The 21,824-nt window shown below is 56.7% G+C and carries 21 protein-coding genes; 8 read left to right on the forward strand and 13 right to left on the reverse strand.

Going from position 1 to position 21,824, the window contains the following annotated elements; genetic code table 11:
- The first annotated feature begins 46 nt into the window (after nucleotides 1-46).
- The 4 genes from AC2T28_RS16800 to AC2T28_RS16815 all read left to right on the forward strand — a co-directional run bounded on the left by AC2T28_RS16800 (nucleotide 47) and on the right by AC2T28_RS16815 (nucleotide 2,988).
- On the forward strand, nucleotides 47-691 hold the full coding sequence (locus AC2T28_RS16800) for a pyrimidine 5'-nucleotidase (protein WP_486749796.1): 645 nt from the start codon (nucleotides 47-49) through the stop codon (nucleotides 689-691).
- 88 nt (nucleotides 692-779) lie between these two features.
- Complete coding sequence (locus tag AC2T28_RS16805) at nucleotides 780-995, forward strand: hypothetical protein (protein WP_486749797.1); 216 nt, start codon at nucleotides 780-782, stop codon at nucleotides 993-995.
- 80 nt (nucleotides 996-1,075) lie between these two features.
- A complete protein-coding gene (locus AC2T28_RS16810) occupies nucleotides 1,076-2,272 on the forward strand; it encodes a UbiH/UbiF family hydroxylase (RefSeq protein WP_486749798.1) in 1,197 nt (398 codons plus the stop codon).
- The gene (locus AC2T28_RS16815; protein WP_486749799.1) at nucleotides 2,269-2,988 is read left to right on the forward strand and encodes a M50 family metallopeptidase; all 720 of its coding nucleotides are present in this window, start codon (nucleotides 2,269-2,271) and stop codon (nucleotides 2,986-2,988) included. Before AC2T28_RS16810 ends, AC2T28_RS16815 begins: the two co-directional genes overlap by 4 nt.
- Here AC2T28_RS16815 and AC2T28_RS16820 read toward each other — a convergent pair.
- On the reverse strand, nucleotides 2,976-4,100 hold the full coding sequence (locus AC2T28_RS16820; RefSeq protein WP_486749800.1) for an aminotransferase class V-fold PLP-dependent enzyme: 1,125 nt from the start codon (nucleotides 4,098-4,100) through the stop codon (nucleotides 2,976-2,978). The two genes, AC2T28_RS16815 and AC2T28_RS16820, sit on opposite strands and share 13 nt — an antisense overlap.
- Nucleotides 4,101-4,402: 302 nt before the next feature.
- On the opposite strand from AC2T28_RS16820, the gene bchE reads away from it, so the two are divergent.
- Complete coding sequence (gene bchE / locus AC2T28_RS16825; protein ID WP_486749801.1) at nucleotides 4,403-5,947, forward strand: magnesium-protoporphyrin IX monomethyl ester anaerobic oxidative cyclase; 1,545 nt, start codon at nucleotides 4,403-4,405, stop codon at nucleotides 5,945-5,947.
- Here bchE and AC2T28_RS16830 read toward each other — a convergent pair.
- From AC2T28_RS16830 to AC2T28_RS16840, 3 genes are read right to left on the reverse strand one after another with little or no spacing between them, the layout of a single operon-like run.
- The gene (locus tag AC2T28_RS16830; protein ID WP_486749802.1) at nucleotides 5,944-6,399 is read right to left on the reverse strand and encodes an Lrp/AsnC family transcriptional regulator; all 456 of its coding nucleotides are present in this window, start codon (nucleotides 6,397-6,399) and stop codon (nucleotides 5,944-5,946) included. The two genes, bchE and AC2T28_RS16830, sit on opposite strands and share 4 nt — an antisense overlap.
- Nucleotides 6,399-6,974: a DUF3885 domain-containing protein gene (locus tag AC2T28_RS16835; protein ID WP_486749803.1), complete on the reverse strand. Its 576-nt coding sequence runs from the start codon at nucleotides 6,972-6,974 to the stop codon at nucleotides 6,399-6,401. The genes AC2T28_RS16830 and AC2T28_RS16835 overlap by 1 nt, the downstream gene beginning before the upstream one ends.
- Nucleotides 6,971-7,426 carry an Lrp/AsnC family transcriptional regulator gene (locus AC2T28_RS16840; RefSeq protein ID WP_486749804.1) on the reverse strand — a complete coding sequence of 152 codons (456 nt, stop codon included), beginning with the start codon at nucleotides 7,424-7,426 and terminating at the stop codon, nucleotides 6,971-6,973. Before AC2T28_RS16840 ends, AC2T28_RS16835 begins: the two co-directional genes overlap by 4 nt.
- A 131-nt stretch (nucleotides 7,427-7,557) precedes the next feature.
- Between AC2T28_RS16840 and ilvC the strand changes: the two genes are divergently transcribed.
- The gene (gene ilvC / locus AC2T28_RS16845; RefSeq protein WP_167684135.1) at nucleotides 7,558-8,580 is read left to right on the forward strand and encodes a ketol-acid reductoisomerase; all 1,023 of its coding nucleotides are present in this window, start codon (nucleotides 7,558-7,560) and stop codon (nucleotides 8,578-8,580) included.
- Between the two features lie 52 nt (nucleotides 8,581-8,632).
- Here ilvC and AC2T28_RS16850 read toward each other — a convergent pair whose 3' ends face one another.
- Nucleotides 8,633-9,082, reverse strand: a complete 450-nt coding sequence (locus tag AC2T28_RS16850) for an SRPBCC domain-containing protein (RefSeq protein WP_486749805.1) — start codon at nucleotides 9,080-9,082, stop codon at nucleotides 8,633-8,635.
- The gene (locus AC2T28_RS16855; RefSeq protein ID WP_486749806.1) at nucleotides 9,083-9,385 is read right to left on the reverse strand and encodes an ArsR/SmtB family transcription factor; all 303 of its coding nucleotides are present in this window, start codon (nucleotides 9,383-9,385) and stop codon (nucleotides 9,083-9,085) included.
- Between the two features lie 100 nt (nucleotides 9,386-9,485).
- Here AC2T28_RS16855 and AC2T28_RS16860 point away from each other — a divergent pair, with 100 nt between their 5' ends.
- Together AC2T28_RS16860 and AC2T28_RS16865 are read left to right on the forward strand one after the other, a co-directional pair.
- On the forward strand, nucleotides 9,486-10,403 hold the full coding sequence (locus tag AC2T28_RS16860; protein ID WP_486749807.1) for a DMT family transporter: 918 nt from the start codon (nucleotides 9,486-9,488) through the stop codon (nucleotides 10,401-10,403).
- Nucleotides 10,404-10,492: 89 nt separating this feature from the next.
- Nucleotides 10,493-11,431 carry a DMT family transporter gene (locus AC2T28_RS16865; protein WP_486749808.1) on the forward strand — a complete coding sequence of 313 codons (939 nt, stop codon included), beginning with the start codon at nucleotides 10,493-10,495 and terminating at the stop codon, nucleotides 11,429-11,431.
- Here the strand turns inward: AC2T28_RS16865 and glmM are convergent, their stop codons facing one another.
- From glmM to gltS, 7 genes are all read right to left on the reverse strand, one after another.
- Nucleotides 11,432-12,778: a phosphoglucosamine mutase gene (glmM, locus tag AC2T28_RS16870; protein WP_486749809.1), complete on the reverse strand. Its 1,347-nt coding sequence runs from the start codon at nucleotides 12,776-12,778 to the stop codon at nucleotides 11,432-11,434.
- A 21-nt stretch (nucleotides 12,779-12,799) separates the two neighbouring features.
- Complete coding sequence (gene folP, locus AC2T28_RS16875) at nucleotides 12,800-13,795, reverse strand: dihydropteroate synthase (RefSeq protein WP_486749810.1); 996 nt, start codon at nucleotides 13,793-13,795, stop codon at nucleotides 12,800-12,802.
- Nucleotides 13,792-14,712: a dihydroneopterin aldolase gene (locus tag AC2T28_RS16880; protein WP_486749811.1), complete on the reverse strand. Its 921-nt coding sequence runs from the start codon at nucleotides 14,710-14,712 to the stop codon at nucleotides 13,792-13,794. The genes folP and AC2T28_RS16880 overlap by 4 nt, the downstream gene beginning before the upstream one ends.
- A gap of 122 nt (nucleotides 14,713-14,834) precedes the next feature.
- Entirely contained in the window at nucleotides 14,835-15,485 is a 651-nt protein-coding gene (locus AC2T28_RS16885; RefSeq protein WP_486749812.1) for a cell wall hydrolase, read from the reverse strand.
- A gap of 187 nt (nucleotides 15,486-15,672) precedes the next feature.
- On the reverse strand, nucleotides 15,673-18,246 hold the full coding sequence (locus AC2T28_RS16890; protein WP_486749813.1) for a putative PEP-binding protein: 2,574 nt from the start codon (nucleotides 18,244-18,246) through the stop codon (nucleotides 15,673-15,675).
- A 243-nt stretch (nucleotides 18,247-18,489) separates the two neighbouring features.
- Entirely contained in the window at nucleotides 18,490-20,589 is a 2,100-nt protein-coding gene (glyS, locus tag AC2T28_RS16895) for a glycine--tRNA ligase subunit beta (protein ID WP_486749814.1), read from the reverse strand.
- 10 nt (nucleotides 20,590-20,599) lie between these two features.
- Nucleotides 20,600-21,811, reverse strand: coding sequence for a sodium/glutamate symporter (gene gltS / locus AC2T28_RS16900; RefSeq protein ID WP_486749815.1), 1,212 nt, complete (start codon nucleotides 21,809-21,811; stop codon nucleotides 20,600-20,602).
- Between the last annotated feature and the right edge of the window lie 13 nt (nucleotides 21,812-21,824).

The following is a 21,824-nucleotide window of genomic DNA, read 5'->3' on the forward strand; positions in this document are numbered from 1 at the left end:
CACTCTTTTGTTTGCATATCAACATCATCAAGCCTAAGCCTGCACCATGGTCAAAGACAGCTTCTCACACGTCAATCACTGGGTATTCGATCTCGACAATACCCTGTATCCGCCCTCGGACCGCTTGTTCGATCAGATCGAGGTCAAGATGACCCGATATGTGATGGAGGCGCTGAAGGTTGATAAGGCCGAGGCAAACCGGCTGCGCGACCTGTATTGGCGTGAACATGGCACCACCCTGGCCGGCTTGATGCGCGAGCATGATCTGGACCCGGTCCCATATATGATTGATGTCCATGATATCTCGATGGATCACATGCAAAAAGACCCCGACCTTGCCGCTCGGATCAGCGCTTTGCCCGGACATAAAATCGTCTACACCAATGGTAGTGCACCCTATGCCGAGCGCGTGTTGGCAGCACGTGGCCTGAGCGGATTGTTTGATGGCATCTATGGCGTTGAACATGCGGATTATCTGCCCAAGCCCGAGCGCAATGCCTTTGATCGGGTGTTTGCGCAGGCCGGAATAACGCCCACTCAGGCCGCGATGTTCGAAGATGACCCCCGCAATCTAGCTGCACCACACGAGATGGGAATGCGTACCGTGCATGTGGCCCCTGATCCGCTAGATGCAGACCACATCCACCACCACACCAACAACTTGGCAGCGTTCCTGCGGCAAATTGACTAGCAATGCTGCTTTGCGGCATCGGGCTCTTTTCACCGCTGACAAAAGCCATATATCCCGGTCATCTTTTCATCTGTTTCAGGACACCATGATGACCGACGCTACTGTTGCAACCCCTCTTTCGACTGCCCAAGTCACTGCAAAGAAGCCGATGAGCCCAGACGTAAAGATGTTTCTGGCCATCGCGGTATTTCTTGCACTCTGGGCAATGTCTATTGTGACATGGGGGGGTCCCGGTCTCTACTTGCCCGCCGTTGCCATGGTGCCGGTGATTTTTGCCCTGCTGATGCTGGTTACACGCGGCTGATCCCACCACCTGCAACGGCTAGGTGCTTGCCATTCCCCTGTTCTCGGGCCTAGATCAGGCCAAGAATGGAGTGCTGAACAATGGCCGACACCTGCGACATCCTAATTTCCGGCGGCGGCATTGCGGGTTTGACCGCTGCCGCTGCTTTTGCATCAGCTGGGTTTGACGTGATCTGCGTTGACCCGGCAGCGCCAATTACCGAGCGCGATGTCGAAGGATCCGACCTGCGCACCACCGCATTTCTGCAACCCGCACAGGAACTGTTGCAACGCTGCGGCTTGTGGGAGCGACTGGATAACCACGCCGCAGCCTTGCAAGTCATGCGTATTGTGGATGCGGGCGGCGAAGTGCCGGAACCGCGGGTTGTAAAAGACTTTGACGCTGCTGACCTGTCGGACAAGCCCTTTGGCTGGAACCTACCCAACTGGCTGCTGCGACGCGAAATACTGGCCCGGCTGAGTGAACTGCCAAATGTCGACTTCCGCCCCGGCATTGCCACCACCAGCCTGTTCACCCGCACCGCCGAGGCCCGCGTTGGGCTAAGCGATGGCAGCCGGATTACGGCAAAACTGGTTGTGGCCTGCGACGGTCGCAATTCGCCGATGAGAGAGGCGGCTGGAATTTCGGTCAACACAACCCGCTATGGCCAAAAGGCGCTGGCCTTTGCCGTCACCCATCCGATGCCGCATGACAATGTATCGACCGAAGTGCATCGCTCCGGTGGGCCGTTCACCATGGTACCCCTGCCCGACTATCAGGACAAACACAGCTCGGCCATTGTGTGGATGGAGCGTGGCCCACGGGCGCAAGAGCTGCAAAAGATGCCAGCCGAAGAGTTTGAGGCCGCGATGAATCGACGCGCCTGTGGCTTGCTGGGTGAGATGAAATTGGCCTCGCGCCGCACCATCTGGCCGATCATCAGCCAATGCGCCGAGCGATTGAATGGCGAGCGACTGGCCTTAATGGCCGAGGCGGCCCATGTGGTGCCCCCCATCGGCGCGCAGGGGCTAAACATGTCGCTGGGCGATCTGGCCAGCCTGCTGGAACTGGCCGAGGCCCGACGTGAAGGGCTGGGTGATGCACAGATGCTAGAGGCCTATCACAAAGCCCGCCATAACGAGATCAAGCTGCGGGTTAAAGGCATTGATATGCTAAACCGGGCCTCAATGCTCGAAGCGCGACCCTTGCGGGATATGCGCGCCGCGGCGCTGAACGCTTTTTATTCAATCGCACCGGTACGTAAGACCCTGATGCGGGCCGGGCTGGGCACAAAGTGACCCTGAAGCGCACCAAAAAATTCTGCACTGGGCATTGGCAATTGATGCTGCTGACGGCGCTGATCTTTGCGTTTTGGTCAACGCCCGTGGTGGTGCCGCTGAAGATCCTGATCGTGCTGCTGCACGAGCTGTCCCACGCCGCAATGACACTGCTGACCGGCGGCTCCGTCGAAAGCCTAACGATCGACCCGCAACAAGGCGGAATGGTGATATCGCGAGGGGGCAGCCGTTTCCTGACCCTTAGTGCTGGTTATTGCGGCTCGCTATTGATCGGGGTGACCCTGTTCCTGATTGCTGTTCGCACCAACTGGGACCGTTTTGTCATGGGGCTGCTGGCAGCCGTGATCCTAGCCGCAGCTGCATTATACGTGCGGGATTTCTTTGCCCTTGCTTTCTGCATTGTCGCGGGTCTGCTGATGCTGGGCAGTTCTAGGTACTTATCCCACTGTTTCAACGATCTCATGTTGCGTGTGATCGGGCTCAGCAGCATGATTTTTGTGCCCTATGATATCTTCAGCGACACCATTGCGCGGTCTTACTTGCGGTCCGATGCCCGAATGCTGGCCGAGGAGTTTGGCGGCCCTACCCTGTTCTGGGGCGGGGCCTGGTTGACTATCTCGTGTCTGATCATAGCGCGCTGTCTACGCCGGGGGCTTGGCGCTAACAGCAATATGTCGCTACGCCAGATCCGGCGCGCAGGCCGTTACAGAACCTGATCTAGCGCCGTTTTGAGACGGGCCATAGTGGCGTCCACATCATAGAGCTTATCAAGACCAAACAAGCCAAGGCGGAAAGTCTGAAAATCCTCAGGCTCGTCACATTGCAGCGGCACCCCGGCGGCGATTTGCATGCCTAGGGCGGCAAATTTCTTGCCGGTGCTGATTTCTGTGTCCTTGGTATAGCTAACCACCACGCCCGGCGCGCCAAAGCCATCGGCAGCGACCGAGGTCACGCCCTTGTCCCGCAGCATAGCCCGCACGCCATCGCCCAGCGCCCATTGAGCATCACGCAGCTTGTCGAACCCATATTCCTTGGTTTCGGCCATGGTATCGCGGAAATCCTTGAGCGCATCGGTCGGCATGGTGGCGTGATAGGCATGGCCACCGTTCTCATAGGCCTGCATGATCGTGCGCCATTTTTTCAAGTCGATTGCAAAGCTGTCGGACTCGGTCTCGGCCATCCGGGCCTCGGCGCGTTCGGACAGCATCACCAGACCAGCGCAGGGCGACGCTGACCAACCCTTTTGCGGGGCCGAGATCAGCACATCGACGCCAGTGCCCTTCATGTCGATCCAGGCACAGCCCGAGGCAATGCAGTCTAGCACCATCAGCGCGCCAACTTCATGCGCGGCCTTCGCCATGGCTTTGACGTAGGTATCGTTCAGGATGACCCCGGCTGCTGTTTCCACATGCGGTGCAAACACGACGCTCGGCTTCTGTTCTTTGATGGCTGCAATGACCTCGCCAATGGGTGCAGGCGCAAAGGGCGACGGGCTAATATTACCGGTTTGCCGCGCCTTCATCACCGTGGCCGAGGATGTCAGCCCCCCCGTTTCAAAAATCTGGCTCCAGCGGTAAGAAAACCAGCCATTACGAACCACCAGCACGTCGTCGCCACGGGCGAACTGGCGGGCGACGGCTTCCATTGCGTAGGTACCGCCACCGGGGATCACTGCCACGGCATCGGCCTTATAAACCTCTTTGAGCATGGCGTTGATGTCCAGCATCACCTGCTGAAAGGTCTTGGACATGTGATTGAGCGAACGGTCTGTGAAGACCACCGAAAATTCGTCCATCCCATCCGGGTCGACAGTCTGCAAAAGTGCCATAGCTAATCCTCCAATATCGTTAGCCAACGGCTATCGGTCTGCGGGCATGTTGGCAAAGGCTTCTTTCTTCGGGGTTTGCTAAAAGTCCTTCAAGAAAAGGAAAAGATTGTACTGCCCAAAACACCTAAACAACGCGTTTCAATTCAAACCTCAACTCGGACATTACCATCAAGACCAAAACCGTTCAGCATCTGCACAACGGCGCCCAGCCCTACGTGCAACATCCCATCCAATAACCAGAACAAATCCTAGGTTGAACCAATGCGGTTTGTGACTATATTCATCAGAGCCCAAATTAATTTATGCCGTTCTTCGGACCATTTCTAACAAGAATTCGTCAAATGCGCCTAACACTATTGCACCCGCCTCATACAGCCATTGGCAGCCGGGTACCCAAAGAAAACCTCCCCCCGTTCGGATTGCTTTGCCTGGCCGGACCGCTGATTGATGCAGGTAATCAGGTAAGCCTGATCAACGCCGACATCGGACCAATGCCCACCCACGAAATTCTGGAAGCAGTGGCACAACAAAACCCGGCAGCCGTTCTGATTGGTCATTCTGGCTCTAGCTCGGCCCACCCGACGGTCGTTGAGCTGGCACATAAATTAAAAGCCACCCGCCCAGAAACAGTGATTATTTATGGTGGCATCTACCCGACCTACCACTGGCAAGAAATTCTGGAACAGTGTTCTGACATCGACATTATTGTGAAGGGGGAAGGAGAAGTAACTGTTACTGCGCTGGTCGATGCGCTGGAGCAAAACCAGCCACTCCGAAACATTCCCGGCTTGGCATTTCGCGAGAATGGCATAGCCATAGCTACCCAACCCGTCCCTGTCATATCCGATCTGGATGCAAATCGAATAGGATGGGAACTGATCAACTTTGATGACTACAGCTACTGGGGCGGAAAGAAGTCGGTCATAATGCAATTTTCCCGAGGCTGTCCGCACCTGTGTACATACTGCGGACAACGAGGTTTCTGGACGCGTTGGCGCCATCGGGACCCAGTCAAATTTGCCGCTGGAATTGCTGATCTCGTCCGTAACCACGGCATCGAACTGGTCAATCTTGCTGATGAAAATCCAACCTCATCGCGACGACGCTGGAAAGAGTTTCTAGAAGCGATGATCGCTGAGGACGTTGATGTCACTATCATTGGATCCACGCGTGCTGACGACATTGTTCGCGACGCAGATATCCTCCCGCTCTACAAAAAGGCTGGAGTCTTAAGGTTTCTGTTGGGCATCGAAAGCACTGATGAAAATCTTCTGAAATCTATCAAGAAAGGTGGCACCAGGCAGAAGGACCAAGAAGCCATACAATTGCTCCGGCAGAACGGCATAATAGGTCTTTGTACGTTTGCTGTTGGAATCGAAGAAGAAACCGACCGGGATTATTGGCGCATTCTTCGGCAGCTTCTACGATATGACCCGGACCAGATCATGTCGGTCTATGCCACGCCGCATCAATGGACACCCTTTTTCCAAAGTGCCCGTCACCGCCAGGTTATCCAACCGGATCAGCGACTTTGGGATTATAAGCACCAAGTATTACAGACACCAAATATTCCGCCTTGGCGGGTTTTTCTTTGGGTAAAACTCATCGAAATGGCCGTCCAACTCCGGCCAAGAGCGCTATATCGTATCTTCTTTCACCAAGACCCGGACATTCGCCACGCCATGCGCTGGTATACTCGGATGGGCCGTCGCGTGATCTGGCGAGAAGTCTGGCAGTTTCTTCGCGAAAAACGATTACCTTCTGGCCCAACGGTCGAAGAGTATTGGCGAAGCTCGGACCAGCTAGAGGAAAATGCGCACCACATAGCACGGAAAAAGGCATCTTAGCCCAAAGGCCCAGGCCTGCGTTCTTCGCTCAGTAGCACGTTTGCCTCAACATCACCTACCCCCGGCAGCGTCATCACACGACGGCGCAGGACGCGTTCAAAATCGGCAATGTCACGCGCCGTGACCCGCAGGCGATAGTCATACATGCCCAATACATGCTCTACCGTTTGCACTTCGGGGATGGCGGTGACGGCGCGCTCAAAGTCATCCAGACTAACCCGCCCCTTGGTGGCCAGTTTGATGCCAAGAAACACGGTGACGCCAAAGCCCAGTTTTTCGCGATCTAGATCCAACCGCCGCCCAGCGATCACACCGCTGTCTTGCAACCGTTTGATCCGCCGCCAGGTGGCTGGCTGACTAAGCCCCAATTCACGGCCAAGCGCTCCAGCTGTTTTGGTGGCATCCTGGCTAAGCGCGCGCAGCAGGTTTTGGTCAATCTCATCGAGCTCCATTAGATCCCCTCTTCCAGGAGGTACACACTTTCAGGAAACCGGCCTGAAAATTTCAACACAGTTGCTCGGTCAGCGAGGAAGGTGTCAAATCCACCATCATAGGGGGCAATGGCAACCCCGTTTTCAGCTGAGAAAAGTATGAACCTTTCATGATCGTCTGCAACGTCACGCAATAGCTCGTCGGTATCGCCCTGCTTCCAGAGAATTCGCGTGGCCAGTACACTAGAGACCAACTCGTCATCGAAATACGGCCCCCACGACCACCGACTATTTACGCGCAAGCAAGTGAGAGGTTCTCCAGCGAAACAGACCATGTCAGACACAACCTCTGTTTCTTCATGCCGACAAATCACAAGCCAAAGTTTTGCTTCTTTCGCAAAGATTTCAGCGGTCAATCTATTAAAGCACTCGACAATTCTTGCACGATCACTCTCGGTCTCTGGCAACCTTTGCCCATCGGGTATTGAAAAAACGCGCAACCAACGATGTTCAATTTCAGCTCTAAGTCTAAAGCCAACAGGTGGGATGGCCCCGAATTGGCGGGTCCAACTTTGCTTGAACTCATCCAATTTCACAACGGCAACCCCTCATCAGTCTTGATGCTGGCCACATGCATCAGAGCCTCGATATCGGCGATATGGGGCAAGGTCAGGATGCCAGCGCGATAGATCTGCTGATAGTGGCTCATATCGCGGGCAATGACCGAAAGGCGCACATCCACACGGCCCAAAAAGGTCTGGATCTCGATCACCTCGGGAATGCCGCGCGCGGCCTCGATAAAGTCATCAAACGCACGGGTCTGGGTCTTGTCCAGCGTCACTCGCAGGCTGACCTCGACCGCATAGCCAAGCGCACGCCAGTTGATCACCGCCTGCTGTCCGCGCAGCACACCCGTTTCACGCAGTTTGTCCAGCCGCCGGGTCAGACGCGAGTTTGACACCCCCAATCGGTCACCAAGATCGGGAATCGATTGGGCTGGGTCGCTTTGCAGGTTGCGCAGAATGCGTCGGTCGAGATCATCAAGCATGAATTTACCGATATATGGAAATACAGAGAATGAATAGTTCGAAAATACTGTCAATAGTTCCCAAAACGATCTCGCGCCTGGGGCATGGATCGCTATGATCGCCGCAGACATTAAACGGAGAGGACGTGGACATGCGCGTTTATTACGATCGCGATTGCGACATCAACCTGATCAAAGACAAAAAAGTAGCCATCCTGGGCTACGGTTCGCAAGGTCACGCACACGCGCTGAACCTGCGTGACTCGGGCGCCAAGAACCTTGTCGTTGCTCTGCGCGAAGGTTCCGCATCGGCCAAGAAAGCCGAAGGCGAAGGCCTGAAGGTTATGGGCATTGCAGAAGCTGCTGCCTGGTGTGACGTAATCATGTTCACCATGCCCGACGAACTGCAGGCTGAAACTTACAAGAAATACGTCCACGACAACATCAAGCCGGGTTCCGCAATTGCGTTCGCCCACGGCCTGAACGTTCACTTTGGCCTGATCGAGCCAAAAGAAGGCGTTGACGTGATCATGATGGCGCCCAAAGGCCCAGGTCACACCGTACGCGGCGAATACACCAAAGGCGGCGGCGTGCCTTGCCTGGTAGCTGTAGACAACGATGCAACCGGCAAAGCGCTGGAAATCGGCCTGTCCTACTGTTCCGCAATCGGTGGCGGTCGCTCCGGCATCATCGAAACCAACTTCCGCGAAGAGTGTGAAACCGACCTGTTCGGCGAGCAGGCTGTTCTGTGTGGCGGTCTGGTAGAACTGATCCGCTGCGGTTTCGAAACTCTGGTTGAAGCTGGTTACGCACCAGAAATGGCGTACTTTGAGTGTCTGCACGAAGTGAAGCTGATCGTTGACCTGATCTATGAAGGCGGCATCGCCAACATGGACTACTCGATCTCGAACACTGCTGAGTACGGCCAGTACGTCACCGGTCCACGCATCCTGAACTACGACGAAACCAAAGCCCGCATGAAAGACGTACTGTCTGACATCCAGTCTGGCAAATTCGTTCGTGACTTCATGCTGGAAAACGCTGTTGGACAGCCGACCATCAAAGCATCCCGTCGTGCCAACGACGAGCACATGATCGAAGAAACCGGCGCCAAGCTGCGTGGCATGATGCCATGGATCTCGGCTGGCAAGATGGTCGACAAAGAAAAGAACTAAGGTCAGACCTTAGTTCAGCTATTCGAAAGGGCGTCCCACGGGGCGCCCTTTTTCATTGGAATGCACCACCAAAGCATTCACGCAGAACATAATCCCACCCACTGTCATAGCCTTTGTGAATCTGCTCGCCCTGTTCACCCAGCACTTCCCAACCGCTATGGGTCAGCGTGACCAGTGTACCCTCCGCAACAGTTTCAAAACACACCTCAACCTGTGTTGCCGCGCTGACCACTTTGCCCGGATGCCATGTCATTGAAAAACCAGTCGGCGGTGACCACGCAGTGATCTGCCCCCAGTCGGCGCGGCTGCCATCCGGCAGGACCTCATAAATCGCACCATCCACTCGCGGCTCCAGCACAATATCCTTTGGCTCCGCACCTGAACCCGCTGACACCGAGTGCCGATGTGACGGCCACCAGGATTTGAGATCAGAGGTGAAACGCTCAAAAGCCTTTTCAGGCGAGACCGGCACAGTCACAGTTTTGACTATTGGCTGGGTCATTCAATCATCCTTTTCTAAGCTATCCGCAAAGGCGCCAAGCACGTCACCCCACAGGGTATCGAGATACTTGCGCAGCTCTTTCAACCCGTTTGGATCAACCGCATAAATGCGCCGATTGCCCTGCTGCTCCACCACCAGCAATCCCGCATCTGACAGCACCTTTAGATGCTGCGACACCGCAGGGCGGCTGACAGGTAGTTGGTCAGCCAATGATCCCACCGCCGAAGGCGCACGAGCGATATGTTCAAATATCTGCCGTCGCGTTGGGTCAGCCAGAGCGCTGAGCGAATCTTGGTAAGCCATGACTTACGATATGAGCAAAGTAGTGCACAAAGCAAGAATTTTTCAGCCACTTCATGAACAGGCATTTACCTTCCCGCGCTAATCCGCCACGGATATGCCCATGACTGATACAAATCCATCACTGGCCTCGCTGGTCAAACTGCTGCTCCTTGGCTTGATCTGGGGTGCCTCGTTTATGTTTGTCAGCGTAGCGCTGCGCGACTTTGGCCCGTTGACCGTTGCGGCTGGTCGAATTGCCCTGGGCGCATTGGTGCTGCTTGCCATTGTTCAGTTTCGTGGCATCGGCTTGCCTAAGTGGCACAGCGAGAATGGTAAGCTTGTCTGGGCTTCGGCGGTTGCGATGGGTTTCTTTACCAGCGCACTGCCGTTTGCGCTGCTGAGCTGGGGGCAGAAATACGTCGCCAGTGGATTTGCCGGGGTCTGCATGGCTGTGGTGCCATTGTTTGTATTGCCGCTAGCGCATTTTCTGGTGCCAGGTGAACGGCTAACCCTACGCCGTGGCGTCAGCTTTTTGATCGGATTTACCGGCGTTGTTGTTCTAATCGGGCTAGATGCGTTCCGCTCGGTTGGCAGCGATTTTGAGGCTCTGGCCCGCATCGCCTGCCTTGGCGCATCGCTGTGTTATGCCATCGGCGCAATTGTCACCCGCCTGTGCCCCAAGACCGATATGCTGTCGCTCTCAGCGGCTGCTCTGCTTTCGGCCACAGTGATGATCCTGCCTTTTGCATTAGCCATCGAGGGCGTTCCTGAAATGCCTTCAACGCTGTCACTGGCTGCAATCCTCTATCTGGGACTGCTCCCTACAGCACTGGCACAGGTGCTGCTGGTACAGGTGATCCGCGATGCAGGACCCAGCTTTATGTCGCTGGTCAACTACCAGGTGCCAATCTGGTCGGTGTTGTTCGGCGTTGTGCTGCTCAACGAAGTCTTGCCGCCTCAGCTATTCATCTCGCTTGCGCTGATCCTAGGAGGCCTGCTGCTCAGCCGGAAGCGGCGACAGGCCATTTCAGCCACCTAAAAAGTACCCTGCGACACCGGACGAAGGGTTGGTGATTGACCCGATGCCTTGCCTGGGATCAAGTGGCCTCAGATTTCCGAGGGACAGTGATGACAGAGATCACCGGACGACATTGGCTGATGATCGCTGCACTAGGGCTAACCTGGGGCGGTACATTTCTGATCATCGAAATCGCGCTGCGGGGCATTACCCCGTTCTGGCTAGCGGCGGCCCGCATTGGCTTTGGCGCTTTGCTAACCACTGCAATCTGGCAGCTGCGCGGTGGTAGGCTGTTTGCCTCTTCCCCCTCCACATCACAGCGGCTTACACTTTGCCTCTTGGGAATGTTGAGCACGGCAGTCCCCTTTATGCTACTGAGCTGGGGGCAGCAGTATGTGACCTCGGGCTTTGCCGGAGTGTCGATGGCTGCGATCGCATTGATGGTTCTGCCATTGGCACATGTCTTTGTACCCGGAGAGCGAATGACATTGCGTCGGCTGCTCGGGTTTGTCATCGGTTTTATCGGCGTCAGCATTCTAATTGGCGGACAGGCCTTTGATTCTAGTGGTGCCGATCTGGAGCATCTAGGCCGCATCGCCTGCTTGAGTGCTGCGTGTTGTTACGCTGTTAGCTCGATCCTGACACGCCGTTTACCCCCAATTGATCCAATTGGACTGGCTGCTGTTCTGCTGTTGATTGGATCATTGGGCGTCATCCCGATGGCTCTGATCGCTGAAGGGCCGCCACCCGCCCTGGATGTTCAAACTCTTGTTGCAGTTGCGACCTTGGGGCTGGTGGCGACAGCGGCTGCCAACGTGTTGCGTGTGATCGTGATCCGAAGTGCCGGGCCGGTATTCATGTCGCTCGTGAACTACCAGGTGCCCGTCTGGTCCGTCCTGCTTGGTGCCCTGTTTCTGGCCGAACCGCTGCCCAACACCATGATCTGGGCGCTGGGGCTTATTCTGTGCGGTGTGGGGCTAAGCCAGTACGGCGCGCTAAAGCGGCTGTTCGGCACAGGCTTATCCAAAAAGACGCAAAGGCAGATTTGACTAGGCGGCCACTGCCTTTGCAACAGTATCAACAACGGAATCTACCGTTCGGTTCAGCAGCTCGGCATCCTCACATTCAGCCATGACCCGAATAAGGGGCTCGGTGCCGGATTTGCGAATCAACAAGCGCCCCTGACCCACCAGGGCCTTCTCGGCGGCATGGATCGCATCCAGGACGATATCCATCTCCAATGGGGCCTGACCGTTGCTGTAGCGCACATTTTTGAGCAGTTGCGGAACCGGTTGAAACTGTTGCGCCAGCTCTGATGCTTTTGTTTCGGACCGGACCATTTCGGCAAGGAAGTGCAAGCCCGCCATCAGGCCGTCGCCGGTGGTGGCATGATCGGTCATCACAATATGCCCCGACTGTTCACCACCCAGGTTGAAGCCACCGCTGCGCATCCGTTCGACAACATAACGGTCGCCCACAGCAGTGCGTTCCAGGCCAATATTCTGGTCATTCAGGTAGCGTTCCAGACCCAGATTGGACATCACAGTCGCAACAAGCGCGTTGCCCGATAGTTCACCCGATGCAGCCATTCGCGAAGCCAGCAAACCCATCAGCTGATCGCCGTCAGCGACCTTACCGGTTTCATCGATCAGGATGACCCGGTCAGCGTCACCATCCAGACAGATACCAACATCAGCCCCATGGGCCACAACAGTTTCCGAGGCGATCTGCGGTTTGGTTGATCCGCAACCGTCATTGATGTTGTTCCCATCCGGAGAGACACCAACGGGAATAACCTCGGCCCCCAGTTCCCAGAGAATTTCGGGAGCTGCGCGGTAGGCTGCGCCATTGGCACAGTCGATCACAACCTTCAGCCCATCAAAGCGAATATCCTTGGGAAGCGAGCTCTTGACCCTCTCGCCGTAACGAAAGCGCGCATCATCAATCCGCTTGGCGCGGCCAATGTTGGCTGTCTGGGCTGGCTCAACGCCTGTTTCGATAAGCTGCTCAAGCTCCAGCTCGGCTTTGTCCGAAAGCTTGAACCCATCGGGGCCAAAGAACTTTATACCATTATCTTCGGCTGGGTTATGGCTGGCCGAGATCATCACGCCAAGATCTGCGCGCAAAGAGCGCGTCATCAGGCCAACAGCGGGTGTGGGCACCGGCCCCATCAACAGCACATTCATTCCGGTCGAGGTCAGCCCAGCCGTCAGGGCGCTTTCAAACATATAGCCAGACAGTCGCGTATCCTTGCCAATCACAACCCGATGCACGCCCGAGGCATCGCGGCGGAAGTAGCGCCCAACGGCAGCACCTATACGCAGTGCCATTTCAGCGGTCATGGGGTGGATATTGGCGGTGCCACGCACGCCGTCAGTGCCGAATAGTTTGCGCATAGTTTTCTTTCTTACCGGGCCTTAGTGGACAGCCTGCCACAGGCGAACCGCCTGGGCTGTTGCAGCCACATCGTGTACCCTTAGGAATTGCACGCCTTGGGCCAGTGCTGCAAGCCCAACAGCAATTGAACCAGGAACCCGTGCGGAAGCCTGCGGTTCCTTGCCAATGGTTCCGATCAAACTTTTGCGCGAGACACCGAGCAAGATCGCGCAGCCAAGCCCATGAAACAAAGCGATTCCACGCAGAATGGCCAGGTTATGCTCAAGGTTTTTCCCAAAACCGATACCTGGATCCAAAACGATCTGATCGCGCTGCACGCCAATGTCTTCCAGACGGCTGATCTGGTTTTCCAGGAAGTCATACACATCTAGCAAAACGTTATTATAGTGGGGCTCGTCTTGCATTGTCGCGGGATCGCCCTGCGCATGCATGATGCAAACGGGAGCCCCGGCCTGTGCAACAAGTGGGGCCAATGCCAGGTCATGAGTGAACCCAGATACGTCATTGACCAGATTGGCACCTACCCCCAGCGCCTCGGCTGCAACCGGGGCTTTGCGTGTGTCGATGGAAATCGCGACATTGCTGGCATTCCGCAGCGCTGCGATCACTGGTTTTGTGCGACTGATTTCTTCCTCTTCAGGAACAAATGCAGCGCCTGGTCGCGTTGATTCACCGCCGATGTCGATCATCGAGGCACCATCAGCGATCATCTGCTGGGCAGCCGCAACCGCCCGATCCAAGTCATTATGCTCGCCGCCATCCGAGAAACTGTCCGGGGTTACGTTCAGTATCCCCATCAGCTGCGGCTGGCTAAGGTCTAACCCCGCAATTGTTGGTCGATGCCCCGACAGCCTTCGCAAGATTACCTCGGGCACCAATCCAGCCGGAATGATGTGGGACGGCGTATCGCGGCTTAGGGCTTCGACATGTGTGAACCACAACGCACCACCCGCAAGTTCGACCGCCCCTTCTGGACGGGCCTCGCCATGTTGAACAAGTGGACGGTAATAGGTCATAGTTTGGCTTGCTCGGTTGCGACCGCACGCAACGGCACGTCGGCCTGAGATGGCAAGTCTGCGCCAATGACCAGCAATTCGCCAGCTTCAAATGTCGCCGCAAACCAGGCCGCCAGCTCAACCGGCTCTGTCGGTGCCGCTGAAGGGCCATCTACCGCATCCAAAACGATTTTCGACGGCGCCCAGACACAAATCTGCCCGTTTTTCATTGCCCAATCCAGCTCGGTTCGAGTGGACACAACAACACAGCGGTCATCACGCGACGCCAGCCGCCAGGCATTTTGCTCGATGGCCAACAGGTCGATCCGGCGTTCGGTCATTTTGTGCCCGGTGCGTGGAACATCCATATCATGAACACCAACACACAGGATCAAAGGCCGCTGACGACATTGCATCTGATCAATCCAACCCGTCAGCAAATCGCTGGCGATGGCATCATTGCTGAGGAACATCAGCCTTGGATGTGGACGTTCCTCTTCTTGAGGGTCGTGCTGCACCTGATCCTGAGACCGAACAATCTCGACCCCTAAAGCGCCAGGTCCACGGTCCAGTTTTTCTATTCGAACAAAGACACGCACCGCCTGTAGCTCAAGCAAAATACGTTCAGCAACCCGCTCGGCCAATGTCTCCAGCAGGTTCAGTCGCTCGGCTGCAAGCTCGTGCGCAATTGCTTCGGTTACACGATCATATGAGAGGATGCGATCCACATCGTCATCAAGATCCGCTGGCAGTGGTGTGATTTCGACCACTACATTAAAGCTGATGCGCTGTGTGTTGCCGCGCTCAGCTTGAAACGCACCGATTTCGACGTCGACAGTATGGTCTCGCAATGAAATACGATCCAAAGGACGACCCGAAGCGGTGGCAGCTGCGCGCTCGGAAGGATGCGCAAAGGCAAGGCGGATGTCTGAGCTCATTGTATTCTGCCTTTGGCTAGCTGTGGCTGAAGGTGGTATGTCACCCTAGTCTATGCCGGGCCTGATAACAGCCCTACATACGCCATACCAGCCACCAAAAGCGGCCAAGCGGACCCTAATGCTTATTCGTTAGCAGCCGTGCGATAGCGCTCATCGCGATAGAACAGATGCACGCCAATTTGCGCGGTATTGGTAAAGGTTCTGCTCCAGCGCGGACGTACTGCTGTGGTGTGATAATATGTGGCACCCGCAGTCAGCTCTTCACTGTGGCCATCCAGAACAGCGCGCGCAACCTTGGCAACACGATTATAGGCCTGCTGCTCTGAAATCGCTTCGCTTCGCCCATCGCAGGTATAGCTGAACTGGCATTGATGCCGACGGCCCGTGCCCTGCGTGATGACACCACAAGCAGTGTTGGGAAACTGGGCGCTTTTGACCCTGTTCATAATAACTTCGGCAACCGCGAATTGCCCCTTTACGGTCTCTCCCCGTGCCTCGAAATACAGCGCTTGGGCCAAGCACTCAAAGTGCTCATCCCCTGATGCTACAGGCTGCTGGTCCAACCACTCGCGCGTATAACTCATAGTGGGCGTTTCAGTCTTTTTATTACGCTTGCGGCCAAAAAACAAAAAACGACGCAATCCACGCTTTGGCGCTTCAGCTCCGGCCGCCTGACTGGATGCAGTCACACGGGTTGGGCTTGTCTCTGCCGCAACCATACCCGGCGCAGCCAGCGAAACCGCAAGGGCTGCGGTCCAAAGAAGAGATTTCATGTCAGATACCCCCAGGTACCAAAATGGCTGCGCCAACCGTCCATTTTGCGCGCAGACCGTCTAACCCAAACCGGCGAAAAGGTCCAGTTCTGCGCCAAATTGCAACTTTTGACAGAGGATTAAGAGACTGTTTATGAGGGGTTTCTCACGTTAGCCGTCCCAAATACCACTAAATATAGACGCCCGCTCAGGCGCCCTCCCCCATCTTATGTGCAATCGCCAATTGAGCGGCAGCCAGCCGAGCCACGGGGACCCGGAACGGCGAACAAGACACATAATCAAACCCAGCCTCGCGGCAAAAGGCGATTGATTCGGGGTTTCCGCCGTGCTCGCCACAAATCGACAGCGTCACGCTTGGATTGGCTTCGCGACCACGCTTGACGCCCAACTTAAGAAGCTCTCCAACGCCCTCAACGTCCAGAACATGAAAAGGGTCTTCGGGAAAGACTTCCTGGCGGACATAGTCCGACATGAACCGCCCCGCATCATCGCGAGACAATCCATATGTCATCTGGGTCAGGTCATTGGTCCCAAAACTCAGGAACGCAGTATGTGGCGCGATATCGTTGGCCCGCAATGCTGCGCGCGGAGTTTCAACCATCACCCCAAGGCTGTAGTCAAAATCTTCTCCCCGCTCAGATCTCACCGCCGAGGCCACTGCATCAATGCGCGCCTTGACCAGCTCAACCTCCCGCTTGGCCGAGACAAGCGGGATCATGATTTCTGGCACAACCGGCGCACCATCTTGCGAGGCTTCAAGAGCTGCTTCAAAAATCGCCCGCGCCTGCATGTCGTATATCTCGGGCACAGTTACGCCCAGCCGAACCCCGCGCAGGCCCAGCATTGGGTTGTACTCGCCCATCGCCTCAACCCGCCGGGTGACATCGCTCACCGGGATACCCAAGGCTTCGGACAGTTCACGCTGCCCAGTCTTGGTGGTGGGAAGAAACTCGTGCAGTGGTGGGTCAAACAAACGGATGCAAACCGGCATGCCCGCCATGATACGAAACAATTCGCAAAAATCGCCGCGCTGCATCGGCAACAGGCGCTCTAGCACGGCCGCCCGCCCCGACGAGGTTTCGGCAAAAATCATCTCGCGCATCACCGTCAGACGTCCCGGCTCAAAAAACATATGCTCGGTTCGACATAGGCCAATGCCCTGCGCATCGAAATTGCGCGCAGCCTGTGCATCAGCCGGAGTATCGGCATTGGCCCGGATCCCGATATCACGTGCGTCATCCGCCCAACCCATCAGGGTCTGGAACGCATCATCCAAAGCCGCCTCGAGCATCGCAGGCTGGCCCGCTAGGATTTGCCCAGAACTGCCGTCGATGGTTACAACATCGCCTGCGTTGAACACCTGCCCTTCAGCAGCAATCAGTTGCTTTTCCTTGGTCAGGAATTTCAGCGACGAAGCCCCCACAATGCAAGGCAGCCCCAAACCACGACCGATCACCGCCGCATGGCTGGTCATGCCGCCTTTTTGGGTCAACACAGCGGCGGCTGCGTGCATGCCGCGAATATCCTCGGGTGAGGTTTCCCTGCGCACTAGAATGCAGGGCTCGCGCCGCGCCGCACTGGCCTGGGCTTCGGCGGCGGTAAACACCAAACGGCCACTTGCCGCACCTGGACTGGCGGCGATTCCGGTGCCTATCACGTCACGCTCGGCATTTGGGTCAACCTGCCGGTGTAGCAGTTCATTCAACGAATGTGCATCAATCCGCATCACCGCTTCTTGTGGGGGGATGATGCCATCTTCGGCTAAAGCCACCGCAATACGTACCGCCGCGCGGGCTGACCGCGCAACCCGCACGCCGTCGAGTATGTGCACATGACCGTTCTCAATAACAAACTCGACCTGCATCGCCTCGCGCAGGCGCTCTCGCATCAGGGCCGCATGCAGTTTCAAACTTGCAAAGGCCTCTGGTGCAACATCTTCCAGGGATGCCCCGCGTGGGTCTTTTTCCAAATAGAGCGCCGCCGCCCCAGCGCCAAGCGCATCCCGCCCCTGAGACTGGCTTAGATACCGACCGATAATCTGAGGCTGGCCGGTTTGCGAATTGATCAGTTGCAACACGCCTGAACCGCATTCCCCCTGGCCCAATCCCGGAACCATTTCCTGCACCACCAGGCCCAGCCCAGCATCTACTGGCGCGCCTTTGGCCTGTCGCAGCAATCGGGCTGAGGTGCCCTCCCAAGCGCGGGCCATTGAACGCAAAACCGCCGCTAACTGTTCGCCACGATCCTGCGGAAAGTGCTCATCCGTCTCCGCCTCATAAGCCTGCAAAATCCGGCTCAGCGCTTCGGGGCCTTCGTCTGAAACCTCGTCAAAAACATCCGGATCCAGACGGGCGACATGCACCGCATAAGACTGCACAAATCGCAGATATAGAGCCGTCGCCGCCTGTTGGCCCAGGCTGTCACATAGATCGACATAACGGGCGTCATTCATACCAACGTTCAGAATGGCACCAGGACCACCCCAATCCGGATCCTCTGACGAGGGGCGCACACAGAGCAACGCCTGTTCAGAAAACTCGCCCAGCACAGCCTGCAAGTCCGGTATCCGCCCTTCAGCGATGCCATGCACCGCGTCAAAAGACAGTGCCACCGTACGTGGCACCGGCAGATCCAGCCGTACCAAACGTTGCAGGCACTTCGCCCGCCCACCGTGGCTGTTGGCGGCGATTGGCGCCTTTGGCGTGATCAACGCGGCAAACGGGATCTCTGGCATATCTTTCTGCACTGCAGCACCTCTCATTTGCCCTGCAGCATAATGCGATGCAGACATGGTGCAAGGGCTCAGTGGTGCGTGGAAGCACACACCCTACACATTGGTTGGCTTCGGACATCAAGTTCTGACGGGTTTACAAGACCTCAAGGTCAGGCGCTGCCCATTCAAGAAAAAGCGGCCTCCCACGAAGCCACTCAAATACGGCAGTCAGTCCGGGGCTCCGCCCGTTCGGGCCTGAAACCATACCCCATATGGTTTCCTGGACGGCCCTCACCCCTCGATACGAGTAAGATCCGCGACCTGACCACAGATCTTGCGGATCTGGTGCAGCAGGTTCAAACGATTGCGGCGCACCACTTCGTTGTCCGAGTTCACCTGCACCGCCTCAAAGAACGCATCAACCGGTGCGCGCAAAGCGGCCATACTGCCCATGGCAGCCGCGAAATCTTCGGCTTCGATGGCCGAAGAGATCGCCCCCTCGTTTGCGGCAAGCGCTTCGAACAGGGCCACTTCGGTTGCATCTTCGGCAAATTTCACATCGCCACCGTATGAATACTCCACCCCATCCTTTTCCTCGGCCTGGGTCAGGATGTTGTTGGCGCGTTTGAAGCCCTGCAGCAGGTTGGTGCCGTCTTCGGACTTCATGAAATCCTCAAGCGCGCGGGCGCGTTTGACCAGCAGGGCCAGATCATCATTGCCCTCCATGGCGATACAGGCGTCGATCACATCATGGCGAATACCCTGATCGCGCAAGAAGACCTTGAGGCGATCATGGAAGAAGGAGAGTAGGTCAGAAATTTTATCATCGAACCCCTTCATGTGAAGCTGCATAGCATACATCGTAAAAGGAACCGCAAAAATTCCGGTGCGCCCGGCCAAACTGGCCTGAACATCATTCTCCAACACCAACCGAATAACACCCAGCGCAGCACGACGCAGCGCAAACGGGTCCTTCGACCCGGTCGGCTTTTCATCAATCGCCCAGAATCCGGTCAGCGTGTCCAGTTTATCCGCCAGCGCCACCGCTACCGAAACAGGCTCGCTCGGCACATCGTCGGATGGGCCCAGGGGCGAATAGTGGTTTTCACAGGCATTAGCCACTTCCTGTGGCAGGCCTGCGGCCTCGGCGTAGTAGCGGCCCATCAAGCCCTGCAGCTCGGGGAATTCATAGACCATTTCCGAGGAAAGATCAGCCTTGGCCACTTTGGCGGCCTGCTCGGCCAGATCAGCATCAGCGCCAACCACTGGTGCTATTTCTCGCGCCAGCGCGGCGATACGGGAAATGCGGTCCGCCTGCGTGCCCAGCTTGTTGTGGAAGGTGACGTTAGACAGCGCCTCGGTCCAGATCTCCATGCCCCCTTTGGCAACGCGCAGGTCGTTCTCCCAGAAGAATTTCGCATCGGCCAGACGGGCGCTCAGCACCTTTTGGTTGCCCGCTAGAATGGTCGCGCCATTGTCGGCGGTCTCACGGTTGGCAACGGTGATGAACTTTTCAATACGCCCCGTCTTGGGGTTGCGGACCGAGAAGAACTTCTGGTGTTCTTTCATCGAGGTCTGCAGCACCTCGGCTGGCAGGCTCAGGAATTCATCATCAATCGCGCCCAACAGCACAACCGGCCATTCGACCAGACCAGCAACCTCAGCCAGCAGGCCCTTGTCTTCGACCACTTCCAACCCATTGGCAAAGGCCTGGTTGGTGGCATCCTGCCAGATCGCATCGGCACGTTCAGCCGGGTCCAGCACAACATTGGCGCGCTTTAGCTTGGCAGCGTAGTCATCAAAGCCAGAAATCGTGATCTCGCCCGGTGCCATGAAACGGTGGCCTTGGGTGGTGTTGCCCGATTTAATGCCGTCGATATCCAGCGGCACAACTTCAGCACCGGCTTCATCCGACAGCAGGCACAGGATCGAATGCAACGGGCGCACCCATTTCAGGCTCCCAGCACCCCAGCGCATGGACTTGGGCCATGGGAAGTTGCGAATGGTGGCTTCCAGTACTTCGGCAATAATCTCAGCCGCCGGGCGACCGGGCTTTTCAATGGTGGCGAAATAGACCGCACCCTTGGGGGTATCGCGTTCCTCAAGCTGGTCACGGTTCAGGCCCGCACCGCGCAGGAAGCCTTCGATCGCCTTATCAGGCGCGCCAACCTTGGGGCCCTTGCGCTCTTCACGCACGGTTGGGCTTTCAGCCAGCAGGCCATCAATCGCCAAAGTCAGGCGGCGTGGTGTGGTCAGCGCGTGAGCACCCGCATAGGTCAGACCAGCCTCGACCAGACCATCGGTCACCCGCTTTTTCAGATCCTCACCCGCGCGGCGCTGCATGCGGGCGGGGATTTCCTCGGAAAACAGTTCAATCAGCAGGTCGGGCATCTGGGGGTCCTCAGAAATTCACAATCATCTGGATGACGATGGCGTTGGCGATGTCTACAAAGAAGGCGGATACAAGGGGCAGCACCACAAAGGCAATAGGCGATGGGCCATAGCGTTTGGTGACAGCGGTCATATTAGCAATGGCCGTGGGGGTGGCACCCAGCGCAAAGCCACCAAAACCGGCGGCCAGAACCGCGGCGCGATAGCCACTGCCCAGCAGCGGGAACAACACGTAAAGCACAAAGGCAACCGCAAAGGCGGTCTGGGCGGTCATGATCACGGCAATCGCCAGGCCAAGCTCAGCGATGGTCCACAGCTGCAACGCCATCAGTGACATGGCCAGAAAGGCACCCAGCGAAAACTCGGATACCAGCGCCAAAGCCGGGGTACGTGCCACCGCTGGCGCATTGGGACGCAACCATTCCCGCAGGTTGGCAATCAGGATGCCCGCGATCAGACAAGGCACAAATAGCGGCAATTTCAGCCCGGCAGCCTCGATCAATTCAGAACCGATGTAGCCCAAGATAATTGCGAAGTTCAGAAACAAAAACACCCGCATCAGGCTGAGGTGGTCGATCTGTGCAGGAGGGGCGATGTCTTCGTCTGGCAGCCCAATGGTCGCGCCGTCATCCGGGCGCGACGGTGCCAAATTGTTGCGTGTGATCAGTATCCGCGCCACCGGGCCGCCGACAAGCGCTGCCAGCACCAAGCCCAGGGTCGCAACGGCAACACCCAATTCTGTAGCGCCGGACAGTCCTGTTGCCTCGGCCACATCCGGGGCCCAGGCGATTGCAGTCCCATGACCGCCAATCAGAGAAGCGGACCCAAACAAGACCCCTGCCTGCGCAGGGTAGCCAAACAGGGTCGCCCCCGCGGCACCGATCACGTTTTGCGCAATGATGGTCATCAACGTCAGCACCAGCAGGATCGCCAGCGGTTTACCACCAGCAATCAAATCACTCAGACGGGCGTTGAGGCCGATACCAGCAAAGAACAGAACCAAAAAGAAGTCTCGGCTCGCCATCTCAAACTCGACCACACGGCCCGACGCCATAAAAATCGCCAGCACCACCAACGAGGCCAGCAGGCCGCCCGATACCGGTTCAGGAATGTTGAAGCGGCGCAAAACCTCGAACCGCGCATTCAGACGCGCCCCAATCAGGAACACCGCAAACCCAAGGGTTACGGAAATGAATTCAGGGATGACAATTGCTGTGCTCATATATAACTCCGCT

The organism is Parasedimentitalea nitratireducens, assembly GCF_057444295.1.

What these genes read in the sequence shown, in the direction of transcription:
- AC2T28_RS16800 (WP_486749796.1), top strand. Translation starts at nt 47, where the DNA reads ATGGTCAAAGACAGCTTCTCACACGTCAATCACTGGGTATTCGATCTC.
- AC2T28_RS16805 (WP_486749797.1), top strand. Translation starts at nt 780, where the DNA reads ATGACCGACGCTACTGTTGCAACCCCTCTTTCGACTGCCCAAGTCACT.
- AC2T28_RS16810 (WP_486749798.1), top strand. Translation starts at nt 1,076, where the DNA reads ATGGCCGACACCTGCGACATCCTAATTTCCGGCGGCGGCATTGCGGGT.
- AC2T28_RS16820 (WP_486749800.1), bottom strand. Translation starts at nt 4,100, where the DNA reads ATGGCACTTTTGCAGACTGTCGACCCGGATGGGATGGACGAATTTTCG.
- bchE (WP_486749801.1), top strand. Translation starts at nt 4,403, where the DNA reads ATGCCGTTCTTCGGACCATTTCTAACAAGAATTCGTCAAATGCGCCTA.
- AC2T28_RS16830 (WP_486749802.1), bottom strand. Translation starts at nt 6,399, where the DNA reads ATGGAGCTCGATGAGATTGACCAAAACCTGCTGCGCGCGCTTAGCCAG.
- AC2T28_RS16840 (WP_486749804.1), bottom strand. Translation starts at nt 7,426, where the DNA reads ATGCTTGATGATCTCGACCGACGCATTCTGCGCAACCTGCAAAGCGAC.
- ilvC (WP_167684135.1), top strand. Translation starts at nt 7,558, where the DNA reads ATGCGCGTTTATTACGATCGCGATTGCGACATCAACCTGATCAAAGAC.
- AC2T28_RS16850 (WP_486749805.1), bottom strand. Translation starts at nt 9,082, where the DNA reads ATGACCCAGCCAATAGTCAAAACTGTGACTGTGCCGGTCTCGCCTGAA.
- AC2T28_RS16855 (WP_486749806.1), bottom strand. Translation starts at nt 9,385, where the DNA reads ATGGCTTACCAAGATTCGCTCAGCGCTCTGGCTGACCCAACGCGACGG.
- AC2T28_RS16860 (WP_486749807.1), top strand. Translation starts at nt 9,486, where the DNA reads ATGACTGATACAAATCCATCACTGGCCTCGCTGGTCAAACTGCTGCTC.
- AC2T28_RS16865 (WP_486749808.1), top strand. Translation starts at nt 10,493, where the DNA reads ATGACAGAGATCACCGGACGACATTGGCTGATGATCGCTGCACTAGGG.
- glmM (WP_486749809.1), bottom strand. Translation starts at nt 12,778, where the DNA reads ATGCGCAAACTATTCGGCACTGACGGCGTGCGTGGCACCGCCAATATC.
- folP (WP_486749810.1), bottom strand. Translation starts at nt 13,795, where the DNA reads ATGACCTATTACCGTCCACTTGTTCAACATGGCGAGGCCCGTCCAGAA.
- AC2T28_RS16880 (WP_486749811.1), bottom strand. Translation starts at nt 14,712, where the DNA reads ATGAGCTCAGACATCCGCCTTGCCTTTGCGCATCCTTCCGAGCGCGCA.
- AC2T28_RS16885 (WP_486749812.1), bottom strand. Translation starts at nt 15,485, where the DNA reads ATGAAATCTCTTCTTTGGACCGCAGCCCTTGCGGTTTCGCTGGCTGCG.
- AC2T28_RS16890 (WP_486749813.1), bottom strand. Translation starts at nt 18,246, where the DNA reads ATGAGAGGTGCTGCAGTGCAGAAAGATATGCCAGAGATCCCGTTTGCC.
- glyS (WP_486749814.1), bottom strand. Translation starts at nt 20,589, where the DNA reads ATGCCCGACCTGCTGATTGAACTGTTTTCCGAGGAAATCCCCGCCCGC.
- gltS (WP_486749815.1), bottom strand. Translation starts at nt 21,811, where the DNA reads ATGAGCACAGCAATTGTCATCCCTGAATTCATTTCCGTAACCCTTGGG.